The 16,329-nt window shown below is 68.5% G+C and carries 17 protein-coding genes; 10 read left to right on the top strand and 7 right to left on the bottom strand.

Annotated elements, in window-relative coordinates; genetic code table 11:
- Positions 1-211: 211 nt before the first annotated feature.
- Both VXM69_RS02685 and dbpA read left to right on the top strand, forming a co-directional pair.
- Positions 212-409: a hypothetical protein gene (locus VXM69_RS02685; protein ID WP_367188942.1), complete on the top strand. Its 198-nt coding sequence runs from the start codon at positions 212-214 to the stop codon at positions 407-409.
- Between the two features lies 1 nt (position 410).
- On the top strand, positions 411-1,814 hold the full coding sequence (gene dbpA, locus VXM69_RS02680; RefSeq protein WP_175027250.1) for an ATP-dependent RNA helicase DbpA: 1,404 nt from the start codon (positions 411-413) through the stop codon (positions 1,812-1,814).
- A 40-nt stretch (positions 1,815-1,854) separates the two neighbouring features.
- Here the strand turns inward: dbpA and VXM69_RS02675 are convergent, their stop codons facing one another.
- Positions 1,855-2,679 (bottom strand): PhnD/SsuA/transferrin family substrate-binding protein, encoded by an 825-nt coding sequence (locus VXM69_RS02675; protein ID WP_200086951.1) that lies wholly within the window; start codon positions 2,677-2,679, stop codon positions 1,855-1,857.
- Positions 2,680-2,922: 243 nt separating this feature from the next.
- On the opposite strand from VXM69_RS02675, the gene VXM69_RS02670 reads away from it, so the two are divergent.
- Together VXM69_RS02670 and VXM69_RS02665 are read left to right on the top strand one after the other, a co-directional pair.
- On the top strand, positions 2,923-3,948 hold the full coding sequence (locus tag VXM69_RS02670) for a fatty acid desaturase (protein WP_367188941.1): 1,026 nt from the start codon (positions 2,923-2,925) through the stop codon (positions 3,946-3,948).
- A 176-nt stretch (positions 3,949-4,124) separates the two neighbouring features.
- The gene (locus VXM69_RS02665; protein WP_367188940.1) at positions 4,125-5,327 is read left to right on the top strand and encodes a benzoate/H(+) symporter BenE family transporter; all 1,203 of its coding nucleotides are present in this window, start codon (positions 4,125-4,127) and stop codon (positions 5,325-5,327) included.
- A gap of 25 nt (positions 5,328-5,352) precedes the next feature.
- Here VXM69_RS02665 and VXM69_RS02660 read toward each other — a convergent pair whose 3' ends face one another.
- Together VXM69_RS02660 and VXM69_RS02655 are read right to left on the bottom strand one after the other, a co-directional pair.
- Positions 5,353-6,240, bottom strand: a complete 888-nt coding sequence (locus VXM69_RS02660; protein ID WP_367188939.1) for an NAD(P)H-binding protein — start codon at positions 6,238-6,240, stop codon at positions 5,353-5,355.
- A gap of 133 nt (positions 6,241-6,373) precedes the next feature.
- Entirely contained in the window at positions 6,374-7,297 is a 924-nt protein-coding gene (locus tag VXM69_RS02655) for a helix-turn-helix domain-containing protein (protein ID WP_367188938.1), read from the bottom strand.
- Between the two features lie 192 nt (positions 7,298-7,489).
- Between VXM69_RS02655 and VXM69_RS02650 the strand changes: the two genes are divergently transcribed.
- Positions 7,490-7,687 carry a hypothetical protein gene (locus VXM69_RS02650; RefSeq protein ID WP_367188937.1) on the top strand — a complete coding sequence of 66 codons (198 nt, stop codon included), beginning with the start codon at positions 7,490-7,492 and terminating at the stop codon, positions 7,685-7,687.
- A 20-nt stretch (positions 7,688-7,707) separates the two neighbouring features.
- Here VXM69_RS02650 and VXM69_RS02645 read toward each other — a convergent pair whose 3' ends face one another.
- Positions 7,708-8,661, bottom strand: coding sequence for a LysR family transcriptional regulator (locus tag VXM69_RS02645; protein WP_034189668.1), 954 nt, complete (start codon positions 8,659-8,661; stop codon positions 7,708-7,710).
- 100 nt (positions 8,662-8,761) lie between these two features.
- Here VXM69_RS02645 and VXM69_RS02640 point away from each other — a divergent pair, with 100 nt between their 5' ends.
- The 3 genes from VXM69_RS02640 to VXM69_RS02630 all read left to right on the top strand — a co-directional run bounded on the left by VXM69_RS02640 (position 8,762) and on the right by VXM69_RS02630 (position 12,651).
- Positions 8,762-10,093, top strand: coding sequence for an NAD(P)/FAD-dependent oxidoreductase (locus VXM69_RS02640; RefSeq protein WP_367188936.1), 1,332 nt, complete (start codon positions 8,762-8,764; stop codon positions 10,091-10,093).
- 324 nt (positions 10,094-10,417) lie between these two features.
- Positions 10,418-10,852, top strand: coding sequence for a phosphatase (locus tag VXM69_RS02635; RefSeq protein WP_034189670.1), 435 nt, complete (start codon positions 10,418-10,420; stop codon positions 10,850-10,852).
- Positions 10,853-11,031: 179 nt separating this feature from the next.
- The gene (locus tag VXM69_RS02630) at positions 11,032-12,651 is read left to right on the top strand and encodes a histidine-type phosphatase (RefSeq protein WP_367188935.1); all 1,620 of its coding nucleotides are present in this window, start codon (positions 11,032-11,034) and stop codon (positions 12,649-12,651) included.
- Between the two features lie 24 nt (positions 12,652-12,675).
- Here the strand turns inward: VXM69_RS02630 and VXM69_RS02625 are convergent, their stop codons facing one another.
- Together VXM69_RS02625 and VXM69_RS02620 are read right to left on the bottom strand one after the other, a co-directional pair.
- On the bottom strand, positions 12,676-13,356 hold the full coding sequence (locus VXM69_RS02625) for an alanyl-tRNA editing protein (protein ID WP_034189672.1): 681 nt from the start codon (positions 13,354-13,356) through the stop codon (positions 12,676-12,678).
- Between the two features lie 36 nt (positions 13,357-13,392).
- Entirely contained in the window at positions 13,393-14,409 is a 1,017-nt protein-coding gene (locus tag VXM69_RS02620; RefSeq protein WP_367189216.1) for a sterol desaturase family protein, read from the bottom strand.
- Positions 14,410-14,503: 94 nt separating this feature from the next.
- Between VXM69_RS02620 and VXM69_RS02615 the strand changes: the two genes are divergently transcribed.
- Both VXM69_RS02615 and VXM69_RS02610 read left to right on the top strand, forming a co-directional pair.
- Entirely contained in the window at positions 14,504-15,550 is a 1,047-nt protein-coding gene (locus VXM69_RS02615; protein WP_124609172.1) for an AraC family transcriptional regulator, read from the top strand.
- Between the two features lie 50 nt (positions 15,551-15,600).
- On the top strand, positions 15,601-15,906 hold the full coding sequence (locus VXM69_RS02610) for a hypothetical protein (RefSeq protein WP_034189673.1): 306 nt from the start codon (positions 15,601-15,603) through the stop codon (positions 15,904-15,906).
- Between the two features lie 28 nt (positions 15,907-15,934).
- Here the strand turns inward: VXM69_RS02610 and VXM69_RS02605 are convergent, their stop codons facing one another.
- A complete protein-coding gene (locus VXM69_RS02605) occupies positions 15,935-16,234 on the bottom strand; it encodes a hypothetical protein (protein WP_059556351.1) in 300 nt (99 codons plus the stop codon).
- Positions 16,235-16,329 lie beyond the last annotated feature (95 nt).

The raw sequence follows: 16,329 nt of genomic DNA, 5'->3' as shown, positions 1-16,329 counted from the left end.
GCGGCCGTTTTTCTTGGCGCGCACCGGGCGGACGCCCCCGCATCCGCTAGAATTGCGGCACGCGCGACCCCGTCGCCGCCCGATCCATCATCCGCATCGACACAACCCGAGCCACCGCCGGTGCGGCCCGCGCCCGAGCCGCGCGAGCGCCGCCCGCCGTTGCCGCGCCCGCCCGGGCGCGCCATCAACCGAATTCAGCTGGAGAAAGACCGTGTTTACCTGCAGAAACCAGAGCTGCGGCACGCAGTGGGAGCAGTCCGACGTCGCCATCAAGGACGAAGGCCAGGGGCTGCTGTTCCGCTGCCCGCTGTGCGGCGCGCGCAACTACCTCGAACGCTTCGAGGACGACGAAGGCAACGTCGTCTACGAGCAGATGGAAGGCCGCCCCTACCTCGGAGACCTGTCCTGACATGACCCAATCGACGCCCACGCCCTTCAGCGCGCTGCCACTGACGCCCGCCACGCTCGCGAACCTCGCGCAGCTCGGCTATGTCGACATGACGCCGATCCAGGCCGCGAGCCTGCCGGTCGCGCTGGCCGGCCAGGACCTGATCGCCCAGGCGAAGACGGGGAGCGGCAAGACCGCCGCGTTCTCGCTCGCGCTGCTCGCGCGCCTCGACGCGCGCCGCTTCGACGTGCAGGCGATGATCCTGTGCCCGACGCGCGAGCTGGCCGACCAGGTCGCGCAGGAAGTGCGCCGCCTCGCACGTGCCGAAGAAAACGTGAAGGTGCTGACGCTGTGCGGCGGCACGCCGATGCGCCCGCAGGCGCAAAGCCTCGAACACGGCGCGCACATCGTCGTCGGCACGCCCGGCCGCATCATGGATCACCTCGACCGCGGCAACCTGAAGCTCGACGCGCTGAACACGCTGGTGCTCGACGAAGCCGACCGGATGCTCGACATGGGCTTCTTCGACGACATCGCGAAGGTCGCGCGGATGTGCCCGACCACGCGCCAGACGCTGCTGTTCTCCGCGACCTATCCGGACGGCATCGCGAAGCTGAGCCAGCAGTTCCTGCGCAACCCGAAGGAAATCAAGCTCGAGGAGCGCCACGACGACAGCAAGATCCGCCAGCGTTTCTACGAGGTGACCGAGAACGAGCGGCTGCACGCGGTCGGCCAGCTGCTGAACCACTACCGGCCGGTGAGCACGATCGCGTTCTGCAATACGAAGCAGCAGTGCCGCGACCTGCTCGACGTGCTGCATGCGCAGGGTTTCCACGCGCTGGCGCTGCACGGCGAGCTCGACCAGCGTGAGCGCGACCAGGTGCTGATCCAGTTCGCGAACCGCAGCTGCTCGGTGCTGGTGGCGACCGACGTCGCGGCGCGCGGGCTCGACATCGCGCAGCTCGAAGCGGTGATCAACGTCGACGTGACGCCCGACCCCGAAGTGCATGTGCACCGCATCGGCCGCACCGGCCGCGCGGATCAGCAAGGCTGGGCGCTGAGCCTCGCGAGCATGGACGAGATGGGCCGCGTCGGCGCGATCGAACAGGCGCAGAAGCGCGACGTCGAATGGCATCCGCTCGCGGAACTGAAGCCGGCGGACGACAGCGTGCTGCTGCCGCCGATGGAAACGCTGCAGATCCTCGGCGGGCGCAAGGACAAGATCCGCCCGGGCGACGTGCTCGGCGCGCTGACCGGCGACGCCGGGTTCGACGGCAAGCAGATCGGCAAGATCAACGTGACCGAGTTCTCGACCTATGTCGCGATCGAGCGCGGCGTCGCGCGCGACGCGTTGCGCAAGCTCAATGCGGGGAAGATCAAGGGCAAGCGGGTCAAGGTCCGGTTGATGGACGAAGACGACGCATGACGCGCGACGCGGCGCGCCATGCCGCGCGCCGCGCCGTGCTTCACGCCAGTTCCGGATAGCCGTGCGCGGCCGCGTCCTCCGCGAACCGCGCAATCGTGTCGTAGTCGGCCGGCGACAGCCGCTCGAATCCCTTCAGCCGCAGCACGCGCGCCCGTTCCGCATCGGCGGCCACCGCCCGATCGAGCGCCTCCCGCAATGCGCCGACCTGCGTTTCCGGCAGTGCCCGCGACGCGATGAACGGCAATCCCGGCGCGGAGGCCGTCGTGCCGATCACCCGGATGTCCTTCAGCAGATCGGGCCACGCATCGCGCGCATAGGCAAACGTCACGCAGTCGATCGACGCGCAATCGGCCTCGCCCGCCGCCAGCGCACGCAGCACGTTCACGTGCGAGCCGAACGGCGTGACCGCGCCGAAGAAGCGTCCGTCGTGCGCATGCGGCGCGACCGCATGCCGGAATGCGTTCATCCCGCTGTGTGAATCCTCGCCGTTGAATGCGGCGCGCAGCCCCCGGCATGCGGCGAGCGTCGTCGCGCCGCCCGTGTGCACACGCGCCGACACGACCAGCACGCTGCTGTAGCGCGCGCCGTCGCAGCCGTCCGCGTCGAAGGCGGGCGTCGCGATCAAGCGCACGACGTCGCGCAGGCCGAGCATCCGGTACGGATAGCCGCAGGTCTGCGACAGCAGCAGATCGTCGCGCCGCCACAGTGCGTGCAGGTCGTCGAACGGATCGTCGGGCAGCACGACGTCGGCGGGGCCGCCCGCCTGCGCGAACGCATCGAGCGTATCGCGCAACAGCGCACGCCACAGGGCGGCGTGGCGCGGCGTCACGTTGTACATCGGGAGTACGGCGATCGATGGGCTCATGCGGGCATTCTACGCATCGGCGGCGGCCCCGATGCTTATCGGCCGCCCGCCGATAAGCAAATACGAATCGATTGGTTGGCCATGGCGCGCCCGCCGGTTACCGTTGGCGGGCCTGCCGGCGCCGCACCCTGCGCGATGCCTGGCGGGCCGACCGTGATCCGCGAGACACCAGCGCACCCGGGCCGAGCGCCCCGGTTCCACCGCTCGTTCCCCGCACTGCCCGATCCATCCCGCCTCAACGCCATGGCCGAATACTTCGACGTCGATCATGCGCGCGCGATTGCCGCGCTCGACGCCCGCTTCACCGCCCGCACCGAGTGGCCGACCTGGCTGCTGGTCGCCGTCATCTACGGCGGCTGGCTCGCCGTGCTGCTGCTCGTGCGCGACGGGCGCCTGCCGCTCGCGGCCGCGACACCGCCGCTGATCCTGCTCGGCGCATGGCACATGTCGCTGCAGCACGAACTGCTGCACGGCCATCCGACGCGCTCCGCGTTCATCAACAAGCTGCTCGGCTATCCGCCGCTGACGGTCTGGTATCCGTACACGCTGTATCGCGACACCCACCTCGACCATCATCGCGACGAAGATTTGACCGTGCCGGGCGTCGATCCGGAAACGAACTACGTGACACGCGAACGCTGGGCGCGGCTGCCACGCTGGCGCCGTGTGCTGACGGTCGCGCGCAAGACTTTCATCGGACGAATCGTCGTCGGGCCGCCGCTCTCCGTCGCGGCGACCGCCGGCGATGCCTTCGCCGCGTTCCGGCGCGGCGACTTCCGTTATCTGCCGATGTGGGCGACGCACGCCGCCTGCGTGATCGCGCTGCTCGCATGGCTGCAATGGGCGATCGGCGTGCCGTGGTGGTACTACCTGCTGGCCGTCACGTGGCCCGCGCTGTCGCTCGCGATGATCCGCTCGCTGTACGAGCACCGCGCCGCGCGGCATCCGAAGGCGCGCATCACGATCAACGAAGCCGGTTTCGCGATGCGGCTGCTGTACCTGAACAACAACTATCACCTCGTCCATCACGACCTGCCGAAGCTGCCGTGGTACGACCTGCCGCGTGCATACCGGATGCGGCGCGACGCGTATGCGCGCAAATGCGGCGGCTTCGTGATCCGCGGCGGGTATCGCGCGTTGCTCGCGCGCCATGCGTGGACGCCGACCGACCCGCCCGTGCATCCGTTCGACGAAGGCACGGCGTCGCTGTCGACCGGAAGCGGCGTGAAGGTGGCCGTGGTCGACACGGTGCTGCAGATCAGTACGTGACGGCCGGCGATCCCTCCGCTTTCGCGCCAATCCTTACGAAAAGCCGACAACGTCGATCTTCGCCGGCGAATTGCCAACCGGGCCGGCAATGGCCAGAATGGCGGCTCATCCGGGGCTTCCAACAATCATTCGCCCCGGCTCCGCCCGACGGCCGCGCGCCGCATTTCCCGACGACGATGCAACCGAACTCCCCGCCCGGCGCGATCCGCACGATCGGCAACGACTGGTCCGTGTCCGCGATCACCGCGGGCTTTCTCGCGGTCCTGATTTCCTATGCGGGCCCGCTCGCGATCTTCTTCCAGGCGTCGCAGGCCGCGCACGCGTCCAATGCGATGGTGTCGTCGTGGGTCTGGGCGATCTCGATCGGCGCGGGCGTATCGGGCCTGTTCGCGAGCTGGAGGCTGAAGGTACCGGTCGTCACCGCGTGGTCGGCGCCCGGCACCGCGCTGCTCGTCGGCCTGTTTCCGCAACTGACGCTCAACCAGGCCGTCGGCGCGTACATCACGGCCGCCGTCATCATCCTGCTGATCGGCGTCACCGGCTACTTCGACCGGCTCGTGCGCCACATCCCGCGCGGCATCGCGTGCGGGATGATGGCCGGCATCCTGCTGCCGTTCGGCATGCATGCGTTCTCCGCCGCGTCGGCGCAACCCGTGCTCGCGTTCGGCATGATCGCGGCCTACGTGATCTTCCGGCGCCTGCTGCCCCGCTACAGCATCGTGCTCGTGCTGCTGACGGGCGCCGCGCTCGCGACGCTGCTCGGGATGACGCATCTCGGCAACGTGTCGCCGAGCCTCGCGCGGCCGGTCTTCATCGCCCCCGAATGGACGCTCGGCACGACGCTCAGCCTCGCGTTGCCGCTCGTCGTCGTCAGCCTCACCGGCCAGTTCCTGCCGGGGATGACGATCCTGCGCGTGTCCGGCTATCCCACACCGGCGCGCCCGATCATCGCCGCGACCGGCGTGATGTCGCTCGTCGTCGCGTGCTTCGGCGGGATCACGATCGTCGTTGCCGCGATCACCGCCGCGCTCTGCACCGGCAAGGACGCGCACGAGGATCCGGACCGGCGCTACGTCGCCGGCCTCGCGAACGGCGCGTTCTACCTGCTCGGCGGGCTGTTCGCGGGCACGATCGTCACGGTGTTCTTCGCGCTGCCGAAGGCGTTCGTCGCGATCCTCGCGGGGCTCGCGCTGATCGGCGCGATCAGTGCGAACGTGCACGGAATCTTCGAGGACGAGCACCACCGCGAAGCGTCGATGATCACGTTCCTCGCGACCGCGTCGGGGATGACGTGGCTCGGGCTCGGGTCCGCGCTCTGGGGGATCGTGATCGGGTCGGTGGCGTATGCGGTGCTGAACAAGGTGCGCCGGCCCGCGTGATGCGCGCCGCGTGCGGCTGCTTCACTCAACGCGCATGCCGGCGCACCAGTTGCGCGAGCGCGTCCTCCGGTGCCGTCGTCCCGTAAGCCCGCTCCGACACGTCGGCCTCGACGTCGATCCGCCCCGCGTTGTGCACGTCGTACAGATCGACGATCAGCTGCGCATGGCGCTCGCCGAGCCCGGCGCGCAGCAGTGTCGCCTGCCATGTCTCGCGCGGCAGTTCGTGCGCGACGACCGCACGGCCGGCCGCCGCGCCGAGGGTCTCCGCGATCGCCGTCACGCTCACGCGTCGCGGCCCCTCGACGCTGACGATGCGCGGCCCGTTGCCGCCTTCCGGCGCATCGAGCAGCAGCCGCGCCGCGACGACGCCCACATCGGGCGCCCACACCGTCGGAAACACCTTGCCGACCGGATGGTGGAAGCTCGGCAGCACGCCGGCGCCGAGCGCGACCGGCAGCACGCGTGCCCAGTTCTGCAGATGTTCGGCGGCGCGCAGCAGCGTCAATCGCGTCGGGATCGTCTTCAGACGTTCCTCGAAATCATGAAACAGACGCGTGATACCCGTATTGCCTTCGAGCTCCGCTCCGTAGTCCGACAACGCGAGCAGCGCAGGCGGCGGGCTCGCGGCGAGCGCGGCGGCCGCCACGTCGATCGTCCGCGTCATCGTGGCGGCCGGATCGGGATCGGCGACCGGCACCGGACACAGGATCTGCACGGCCTGCGCACCGTCGATCGCCGCGGCGACGGCATTCTCGTCCGTCAGGTCCGCGATCGCGACATCGCAGCTGAGTTGCACGAAACGGTCACGATGACGCGCGTCGTGCAGCACCGCGCGCACGGCATGGCCGGCCTGGCGCAAGGTCGTCACGGTCGACAGGCCGACGTTGCCTGATGCTCCGAAGATCACGAACACGATCCGCTCCTGGGGGATGAAGGTGTCGTGATTGTCGGCATGCGCGGCCGGAAAGGCGCGCAGGGAGGGATGAATCGCGCAGGAAAGGATGACGGGATGCGAGCGCCGTTCGTGCAATCCGCCCGCCGGGCCGCTATCGGCGCGCAGGCTTCACGTCGTCCTCCCCGTCATAAGCCAGCCGCAACCGGCCCCGCGCGCCCGAGCGCGCAATCTCCGTCGGCGTCGCGCCGAGCACGCGGTTCATCCAGTTCGCCATGTGGCTCTGGTGCGCGAACCCGGCTTCGAGCGCGATCTGGCTGATGCTGAGCCGGCCTTCGAGCAGCAGCGCCTTCGCGCGCTCCACCCGGCGCCGCACGACGTACTGGTGCACGGGCATCCCGAGCGTTTCGCGGAACAGCACCTTGAAATGCGGCACGCTGATCGACACGAGCGCCGCGAGTTCGGCCAGCGTCATGCGCCGCTCGAGGTTCGCCTCGACATAGTCGATCACGCGCGCGGCCGCCTTCGGCGCCAGCGTGCGCCGGCGTTCGCGGAACGCCGGCTGGCCGTCGACCAGCCGCGCGACGAGCGCCGTGCACAGGCTTTCCGCATAGAGCGGGTCCGACGCGTCATCCGCTTCGAGCTCGGCGGCCATCGCCCACGCGATGTGCTGCAGCCGCGGGTCGCGCACCTGCAGCCGCCGGCGGATCTGCGCGTGCGACGGCTTCAGTTCGAGGTGCTCGACGGTGCGTCGCACGAACATGTCGCTGAGCATGATGTGCAGGATCCGGCAGTCGGCGCTGTCGGTCCACTGGCCGGGCAGGCCGGCCGGAATCACGTCGACATCGCCGTGCGCCTGGATCCGCGACACGCGCTCGCCGTCGCACACGCAATCCGCGCGGACGGGCCCGCCGATATGCACGCCGATGCGGTGATGCTCGGCGGCCGGAATCCGGTACGTGCCGGCGCGAATGTCGAGCAGCGCCGCGCCGAAGCCCCGCCAGCCGAGCCCGCGGCTGGAACGCAAACTGACCGGCACGCCGTTGTCCGGCGGCGCGGCGGGAATCGGATCGCTCATGGCTGGGCTCCACCCATTCGTGGTTCGAACGCGCATTGTGACGCGTTTTCGGGCCGCGCGCCGGGCCTGGACGGCCGTCCCGGCACCGAGCGGAAAAAGATCATCCGTTTCTGCTCGGGACGATCCTTGCGTGCGCGCCAGCGGGCGCCGCGGCGCTTACGATCGCCCCATCCGACACCTACGGAGCCCGCCATGCCCCATTCCTGCCCGCTGCGCGCGACGTTCGTCGCGCCTTCGCCTGCCAGCGCCGCCCGCCCAGCGTCCGATCCCCGCCCGCGCACTCGCCTCACCGCCATCGCCGCCTGGTGCCTGCGCGTCGTCGGCGGGTACCGGCTCGAACGGCTGCTCGCGTCGATTCCCGACAGCAACGACGACTTCGGGCTCGTCTGACCGGCAGTCGATGCGTTCGCCTACTTGCGCCGCCGATCGTGCGGCGCCACCGTCGCGCCGTCGATCACCGGCGCGCCCTGCTTGATCAGGAAGTCGCGGAACAGCCCCGTGACCTGCGAGATGCGCCGGTCGGCGAGCGTGACCACATACCATTCGCGCTCGATCGGGTTGCCGGGGAACGGCAGTTGCCCGAGCAGCCCCGTGCGCAGCTCGAGCGCGCACGCGTGCAACGACAGGAACGCGATGCCGAGCCCCGCTTCGGCCATTTGCTTGATCGCCTCGTTGCTCGACAGTTCGGAGCCCACATGAAACCGGTGGCCCGCGTTCTTGAACAGGCTCTCGACGGTCGAGCGCGTGCCCGCGCCGCGTTCGCGCACGAGCAGGTGCGCGGATTCGAGATCCTTCAGCGCGACGCGCTTGCGCTGCATCAGCGGATGGCCGGGCGCCGCGACGAACACCATCGGATGCTTCGCGAACTCGACCGCGTGCGTGCGCAGTTCCTTGGGCGCGCTGCCCATCACCGCGAGATCGATTTCATGCGTCGCGAGCATGCGGATGATGTCGTCGCGATTGCCGACCTTGAAATACGTCTTCACGTGCGGGCGCGTCGCGGTGAACTTGACGAGCAGCGGCGGGATCAGGTACTCGGCCGTCGTGATCGCGCCGATCCGCAACGTGCCGCCGAGATCGCCCGTCAACGCGGCCACTTCGTCGCCGGCCTCGCTCCACAGATGCAGGATCTCGCGCGCATAACGCGCCACGATCTCGCCGGCCGCGGTCAGCTGCACGCCGCGCCCCACCCGCTGCAGCAACGCGGCGCCCGCGGCCTCCTCCAGCAGGCGAACCTGCAGCGACACGGCCGGCTGCGTCAGGTTCAGCTCCTCGGCCGCGCGCGACACGCTGCCGAGCCGCGCAATCATGTCCAGCGCCTTCAGCTGCCGGAACGTCGCGGTCTTTCCTATAAGTGAATACATATGAGTCGCTTATAAACATTAAATTGTTCGAGTGGGTGCCAAACTATATCGTCGGTTCTTGAGCAATGTCATCCGAATCGTCATTCAGCGGGAGCCCCACATGGACAACACCACGCCCAACCTTGCAACGGACCGCGCACCGCGCCTGCCGCGCATCGTGATCGTCGGCGGCGGCGCTGGCGGCCTGCAGCTCGCCACGCGTCTCGGCGATACGATCGGACGCCGCGGCCAGGCCGACATCGTGCTCGTCGACCGCTATCCGACGCACTTCTGGAAGCCGCTGCTGCACGAAGCCGCATCGGGCCATCGCGATCCGGCCTCGCACACGATCGAATACGCGGCGCAGGCCAAGCGCCACGGCTTCCGCTTCGTGCAGGGCGCGCTGCAGCAGGTCGACCGTGCGGCACGCACCGCGACGATCGCGGCCGTGCACGACGCGGACGGCACCGAAGTCCTGCCGCGGCGCGAACTCGGCTACGACGACCTCGTGCTCGCCGTCGGCAGCGTGACGAACTTCTTCGGCGTGCCGGGCGCCGCCCGCCATGCGCTGCCGCTCGAAAACCTCGACCAGGCCGAGGATTTCCGCCGCAAGTTCCTCGCGGCCTGCACGAAGGCGAATCACCTGGCCGAGCAGCAGCCCGCGCGGCGCGCGGCACCGATCTGCATCAACGTGATCGGCGCGGGCGCGACGGGCGTCGAACTGGCGGCCGCGCTGCGCCACGCGGTCCAGCAGCTGACGACGTACCGCTTCAAGGCGCTGGTGTCCGCACGCGACGTGCACATCCGGCTGATCGAAGGCGGCCCGCGCATCCTGCCGGCGCTCGACGCACGGCTCTCCGGCAAGATGCACGCGCAACTGCGCGCGCTGAACGTCGACGTGCTGACCGACACGCGCGTGGCGGAAGTGGGCGCGGACGCCGTGACGACCGCGACGGGCGAACGGCTCGCGAGCGACATCACGATCTGGGCGGCCGGCGTCGCGGGCCCCGCGATCCTGCGGGACATCGGCGACCTCGCGCTCAACCGCTCGAACCAGGTGATCGTGACCGACACGCTGCAGACGCCCGACGATCCGCACGTGTACGCGTTCGGCGACTGCGCCGCGTGCCCGTCGACGGGTGCGAGCGGCTTCCTGCCGCCGCGTGCGCAGGTCGCGCACCAGCAGGCCGTGTATCTGGTCAACGCATTCGCGCGGCGCATCGCCGGCAAGCCGGTGGCCGGCTTCACGTTCCACGATGCGGGCGCCGTGTACCAGGCCGACATCAGCGTGCGCTCGCGCTCGCTGATCGTCGACGGGCTCGCCGCGATCGGGCTGTACAAGTTCCTGTATCGCAAGCACCTGTTCAGCGTGGTCGGCGCGAAGCGCGCGCTGTTCCAGTCGCTGAGCCACTGGCTGCAAAGCCGCAACCAGCCGTCGATCAAGCTGCACTGATCGACGGCACGCACGCGGCATCGCAAGACGGCATGCCGGGCGGCCATCGCTCGATATGCCGTTTTCTTATATGCATATGCCGAATGCATTCAAACCGCGCGCCACGCTGGTGCATCACGTCGAACGCCGTCGATGCGACGTCATGCGCGCGGGAAACATCATGCGGCCCGCACCCCGCGCCCGCTCTGGCGCGCCACCTCATTCATAAGCCATATCATATGAGTCACCTATAAATATTAATTGGTCTTATTTTCAAGATGAACGCTAAGGTGTGTGGCATTCCCGTCGGCGAACGGATCATCACGTCTCTGAAGAGGAATCACCGTGGTCATCGAAGCCATCGTCACCCGTCTCGACGCAGCATTCGCACAAATCGAAGCAACACCGGATTCGCGCGAATCGCGCCATCAGCGCGACGCGATCATCCAGTGGCTCGATCGCGCATCGGAAGAAGGATATCGACTCGGTCTCGTCACGACGCTGCCGGCCGCCCGGCTCAGCGACATGTTCGAAGGCCAGTTCGGCCGCGCGCACCTCGACCGCTTCTCGGTCGTCGTCACCGATTCAGATCAGCAGGACTCCAGATCGAATCAGCATCCGTTCGACGTCGCGCTGCAGGCGCTCGGCGTGCCGCCCGAACGCGCGGTCGCGATCGCAAGCAGCGAACCGGAGCGCCGCGAAGCCGAGCATTTCGGCCTGTCGCGCTGCGTGAACATCACCGACACCGTGCGCTCGATCGCATCGGCCGGGCTCCACTGAACGTCGGCACGGCGGCCGGCGGCGACCGGCCGGCGCCGATCCGGCGGCAATCCGACGATTGCCCGACCGAACCCTGACATTCCGCTGTCAAAGTCGCTTGCCACACTTCCGGGCTCGATCCCACTCTCCCGGAAACGGAACGGCGCGCATCCGCATGCGTCCGTCCGCCGCTCGCCACGATGACACGCCCGACCCGCACCGCCGCCGCCCTCACGATCGCCTGTCTGCTGCTCGCCGCCTGCGGCGGGGAAGAATCGACGCCGCCCGCCACCTCGGCCGACAACGGCGGCACGACGCCCGCGCCGCAGCCGCAGCCCACGCCGACACCGGCGCCCGCGACCTACTACCAGACGAAGACACCGTACCGCCCGCAGCAGGACGCCGCGACGTACGAAGCGCCGCCCGCCGGCTACGCGCCCGTCTATACCGAACTCGTCGCGCGCCACGGCTCGCGCGGGTTGTCGGGCTTCAAGTACGACGGCGCGATCTACGCGATGCTGCTCAAGGCCGAGGCCGACGGCGCGCTGACCGCGCTCGGCATGCAGCTCAAGGCCGACACGTACGCGATGATGAAGGCCAACGCGCTGCTCGGCTACGGCGTGCAGGGTATCTCGACGCCCGGATACGGCAACCTCACGCAAACCGGCATCCGCGAACACCAGCAGCTCGCCGCCCGTCTCGCCCAGCGGCTGCCCGCGCTGTTCGCGGCGGGCACCCGGCAGGTCGTCGTCGTCAACTCGGGCCAGGATCGCGCGGTGGACAGCTCGACGTATTTCTCGGCGGCGCTCGTCGCCGCCCAGCCGGCGCTGGCATCCGCCATCACGCTGCCGGCCGCGCCGTCCGGCTATCCGGCGAGCGCGCCGGTTGCGCAGCCGGCCGGCACCAACCGCTTCCTGCTGTATTTCCATTCGCTGAAACCGGCCACCGATCTCGTCACCGATACGAGCGATCCGTACTACGCGACCTATCAGGCGAGCCAGGCGTACCAGGCCTATGCGAACGACGCGACGGTCGCCGCGAAGCTGAAGGCGATCAAGGCCGCACCGCAGGCGGCCGACGTCGCGCAGACGGTGCTGTCCGCACTCGTGTCGCCGGCCTTCATCGCCAAGCTCGGCAGCGACGGCTACACGTTCGCGAACACGGGAACCTACGCGTTCACGTCGACGGACGGCAAGTTCACCAATACGCTGAAGGGTGACGGAAAGACGAGGATCGCGACGGCCGTCGATGCGGTGAACGTGCTGTACAACCTGCTGCAGGTCGCGCCCGCGATGACCGCGGAAACCGGCGGCGTCACGATGGAGAAGTACATCGGCGCGGAGCAGGCGCAGTATCTCGCGTACCTGCAGGATGCCGAGGACTACTACCAGAAGGGGCCCGGCATCCAGGAAGCGAACCCGGTCACGTACCGGATGGCAAAGGTGCTGCAGGACGATTTCTTCGGCGAAGTCGACGCGATCGCCCGCGGCGACCTGACGCGCGCCGCGAAGCTGCGCTTCACGCACGCGGAGATCGTGATTCCGTTCGCATCGGTCATGAACCTGAAGAACGTGTTCGTGCCGACGCCGCAGGCGCAGACGTACACCTATGCGAACAACCCGTGGCGCGGCGACCAGGTGTCGCCGATGGCGGCGAACCTGCAGTGGGACGTCTACCGCAACGGGTCGCGGCTGATCGTGAAGATGCTGTACAACGAGCGCGAGACGGATTTTCAGGCTGCGTGCGACGGCGCGAAGATCGCGCCAGCCAGCCACTTCTACGACTACGCGGGGTTGAAGCAGTGCTACGGGTATCAGTGACGCGAGGATGAGGCGCGGTGCGGGTCACGCAAGTCGCATCATCGCGTGCCCGCTCGCTACCTGAGGATCGAGCAGCATGACCTCGATCCGCTCCTTGCCCTTCCCGATGTTCTTGCGCTTGAGCGTCAGCATGCCGATCTCGCCGGTCGTCGCCGGGTGTGTGCCGCCGCAGGCCATCGTCGCAAAGCCGTCGACCGCCCAGAACCGGCGCTGTGCATCGACATCGCTGAAGTCGGTCACGATGCGCAGGTCACGCCTCGACAGGTCGGCGGCCGCCGATTCGATCTCCGGGAACAGCGGCGACAGGCTCGTGTCGCTCGCGAAGTCGATGCGCGCCTTGTCCTGCGCGATATGCGCGCCGATGCGCTCGATGCCGGGCCTGAGCCGGTAGACCAGTTGCAGCACCATTTCGGCCGCGAAGTGCAGGCGCATCAGCCGGTACCGGCGCGCCCAGTCGATGCGCCAGGTCGCACGATCGCCGACGCGCAGCGCGTGATCATGCGGGAGCGTATAGACGATGTCGAGGCCCTGCTTGTCGGCGCGGATCACCGGATAGTCGCCCAGCGATCCCGCGTCGCTTTCCTGGCCGCCCGAAAACGCGAAGAAGATGGTTGCGTCGACCCGCACGCGATCGCCGTCGACATGCGTGACGACGGTATCCAGCGTGGTCCGGTAGGGATCGTCCCAGAACATTTTCCTTGTCATCGCCCGCCACGCCTTTCGCCGAGGAAAACGCCCAGCTTAGCCCGAACGCGTCCGGGCGGCTTGTACGATCTTGCGCCCCGTTGCCGTCGCACCCTCCGCCGGTGCGTCGCGCGGCGCCATCGCGTCTTCCTCGCGCTTGCGCTCGACGCGCCACGTGTGGATCGGCCGATGCCCCGGCCGCTCCCACCCGGGCGGCATCCACAGGTGTTTCACACGCTGCATGACGGGCCCCGGCGCAAACACGTCGCGCCACATGTCGACGAATTCGTGCACGTTCAGCACCAGGAAGTTGTACGAACGGATCTGCTGCGTGATCCCGTAGTCGACCGGTTCCGTTTCCTCGACATACGTGCCGAACATGCGATCGAAGATGATCAGCACGCCGCCATAGTTCCTGTCGATATAACGCGGATTGCGGCCGTGATGCGCGCGATGGTTCGACGGTGTGTCGAACACGTATTCGAACCAGCGCGGCAGCCGCCCGATCGCTTCGGTATGCACGAAGTACTGATATGCGAGATCGACCGCGAGCAGGAACAGCACGACGGCCGGCGGGATGCCGAGCCACACGGGCGGCAGGTAGAACACGAACACGCCGACGAACGCATTCAGCAGCGACTGCCGCATCGCCGTCGTGAAGTTCATCACTTCGCTGCTGTGGTGCGGCACGTGCGCGGCCCAGAACCAGCGCACGCGATGCGACGTGCGATGAAACCAGTAGTAGCAGAATTCCACGACGACGAAAATCGGCACGACCGTATAGCCGTTCACGGGCACGTCGAACAGCCGGTGTCGATGGACCCACGCGAAGATCGCGCCGGTAAACAGCAGCCCCATCACGGTCTCGGCCACCTGGTAGCCGGCACCGAGCGACAGGTTCGCGACGATCTCCTTCCAGCGAAACGGCTCGCGGCGGCCGCGCCCGGTCATCACCGCATATTCGATCGCGAACGCGATCAGGAACACCGGCGTCATGCCGATCAACAGCACCTGCTTCCAGTCCACGTCGTTACCCAGGAACGCGTGGAGCCACGTCATCAACTCGTTCGGCATGTCGGCGGCCTCGATCGGGAACTGCCGCGCAGTATGGTCGCGCACGGGTCCGCTCGCGTTGACACTTGCCGACGATTACTTGACACTTTCCGCCATGCCCGCCGCCTCCCCGCTCGCGACCCAGCGCGTCTACTACTCGAGCACCTACGTGCGGCTGCTGTTCGACTATCTGTCCGGGCAGGGCCAGGATGCTCCGCGCGTCCTCGGCGAGGCGCGGCCGCCCGAGGACGATCGCGGGCTGACGCTGTACGCGAGCGCGCATTGGCGCGGCCTGCTCGAACGCGCGGCCCGCGCACTCGACGATCCGCTGCTCGGCCTGCACGTCGGCCAGCGGATCACGCCCGCGCATCTCGGCGCGCTCGGCTATGCGCTGCATGCGTGCCGCGATGCCGGCGCCGCGCTCGCGCGCTGGCAACAATACGAACACCTGATCGCGAACGTCGCGCGCATGGAAGTGCGCGTCGAGGCGACGTCGGTCGCGATCGAATGGCACGATGCGCCCGAGCCGCTCGGCCCGCTCGTCGACGAAGTGGCACTGACCGCCATCGTCCAGTTCGCGCGCAATATCACCGGCACGCGCCACGGGCCCGACGAAGTCTGCTTCATGCATCCGCCGCCCCGCGACGCACAACCGTACCTCGACTACTTCGGCTGCCCGGTGCGGTTCGGCCAGCCGGTGAACCGTCTCGCGTTTCCGCTGCACCTGCTGACGCAGCCGCTGCAACGGCCGGACGACGCGCTGCGGCACATGATGGAGCGCCAGGCGAGCGCGCTGCTCGCCGAGCTGCGGCAGGCCGACGACCTCGAACAGTCGGTGCGCGAAGCCGTCGCGCGCTTGTTGACGCACGGCGAAGCCGGCATCGAGCCGATCGCGGCGGCGCTGCACGTGTCGTCGCGCACGCTGCATCGCCGGCTGGCCGAACTCGGGCTGAATTTCAGGACCCTGCGCGAGGACACGCGGCGGCGGCTCGCGATCGACCACCTGAACGATCCGCGGCTGACGCTCGCGGAAGTCGCCTGGCTGCTCGGCTATTCCGAACACAGCGCATTCACGCGCGCGTTCCGGCGCTGGACCGGCGAATCGCCTCAGCAGTGGCGCGCCCGACAGCCGCTGCGGGCGGCCCGCGTCGCGCGCGGCTGACGAACTCGCGCCCGCCGGCACGGTCGAACGGACATCGCCGGAGAATCCTCATGAAACGCGTTACCGCTGCTGCTGTCCTGACCCTGCTTGCCGCCGTCAGCGTGCCGGCCGACGCCGGCGCGCTCCCCGGCGCCGCCGCGCCGGTTCCCGTTCAGGCGCACGCGAAAAACTGCGTGCCGTCGCGGGAGGCCACGCAGGACGTCCGCTCGCCGTCGAAGGCGCCGCCGATCCGCGTATGCGTCGGCGATTCCGATACGCAATTGAACCTGCCATGGTTCCTGACCGACGTCCTGACCGCGGTCGACACGCACCAGTCGCCCGGCGCGCTGCTTCACAAGATGCGCAACGATTTCTGAGTCGCGGCCGGCGCCGCGCCGGCGCCGCTCATTCCGCGTCAGGCCGCGACAGCACCTCCACGAACGTGCTGACGATGCCCGCCCACATCGCGGGGTCGGCGATGCGCGCCAGCCATCCCCGCAATTCCTTTCGCTCTCCTTTCGACAGTACCCCGTGCGCGCCGCAGATGGTGTCGTAGCGCGGCGTACCGCGCGACGCGAGTGCGCGATCGAGCAGATAGTTGCGGACCTGTCCGTCGATCGAAATCTGGATCCACAGCGAGCCGCCATCCGCGGCGGCAGCGCCATCGGTCACCATGACCGTCGTAGGAGCGGTATCTTCTTCCATCATTGCGAAACTCCGGCATGACGCGCGAACAGCCCCCGCGCGCTCGCGGCGACCCGCCTAAAACGGTATGTCGCGGCAATGTTTCTTTTTTAGAC

This window comes from Burkholderia sp. Ed8, assembly GCF_040761425.1.
Classification (GTDB): Bacteria; Pseudomonadota; Gammaproteobacteria; order Burkholderiales; family Burkholderiaceae; genus Burkholderia; species Burkholderia seminalis.
This window is presented reverse-complemented; position numbering and strand designations above follow the sequence as displayed.

What these genes read in the sequence shown, in the direction of transcription:
- dbpA (WP_175027250.1), top strand. Translation starts at nt 411, where the DNA reads ATGACCCAATCGACGCCCACGCCCTTCAGCGCGCTGCCACTGACGCCC.
- VXM69_RS02675 (WP_200086951.1), bottom strand. Translation starts at nt 2,679, where the DNA reads ATGAGCCCATCGATCGCCGTACTCCCGATGTACAACGTGACGCCGCGC.
- VXM69_RS02670 (WP_367188941.1), top strand. Translation starts at nt 2,923, where the DNA reads ATGGCCGAATACTTCGACGTCGATCATGCGCGCGCGATTGCCGCGCTC.
- VXM69_RS02665 (WP_367188940.1), top strand. Translation starts at nt 4,125, where the DNA reads ATGCAACCGAACTCCCCGCCCGGCGCGATCCGCACGATCGGCAACGAC.
- VXM69_RS02655 (WP_367188938.1), bottom strand. Translation starts at nt 7,297, where the DNA reads ATGAGCGATCCGATTCCCGCCGCGCCGCCGGACAACGGCGTGCCGGTC.
- VXM69_RS02650 (WP_367188937.1), top strand. Translation starts at nt 7,490, where the DNA reads ATGCCCCATTCCTGCCCGCTGCGCGCGACGTTCGTCGCGCCTTCGCCT.
- VXM69_RS02645 (WP_034189668.1), bottom strand. Translation starts at nt 8,661, where the DNA reads ATGTATTCACTTATAGGAAAGACCGCGACGTTCCGGCAGCTGAAGGCG.
- VXM69_RS02640 (WP_367188936.1), top strand. Translation starts at nt 8,762, where the DNA reads ATGGACAACACCACGCCCAACCTTGCAACGGACCGCGCACCGCGCCTG.
- VXM69_RS02630 (WP_367188935.1), top strand. Translation starts at nt 11,032, where the DNA reads ATGACACGCCCGACCCGCACCGCCGCCGCCCTCACGATCGCCTGTCTG.
- VXM69_RS02625 (WP_034189672.1), bottom strand. Translation starts at nt 13,356, where the DNA reads ATGACAAGGAAAATGTTCTGGGACGATCCCTACCGGACCACGCTGGAT.
- VXM69_RS02620 (WP_367189216.1), bottom strand. Translation starts at nt 14,409, where the DNA reads ATGCCGAACGAGTTGATGACGTGGCTCCACGCGTTCCTGGGTAACGAC.
- VXM69_RS02615 (WP_124609172.1), top strand. Translation starts at nt 14,504, where the DNA reads ATGCCCGCCGCCTCCCCGCTCGCGACCCAGCGCGTCTACTACTCGAGC.
- VXM69_RS02610 (WP_034189673.1), top strand. Translation starts at nt 15,601, where the DNA reads ATGAAACGCGTTACCGCTGCTGCTGTCCTGACCCTGCTTGCCGCCGTC.
- VXM69_RS02605 (WP_059556351.1), bottom strand. Translation starts at nt 16,234, where the DNA reads ATGGAAGAAGATACCGCTCCTACGACGGTCATGGTGACCGATGGCGCT.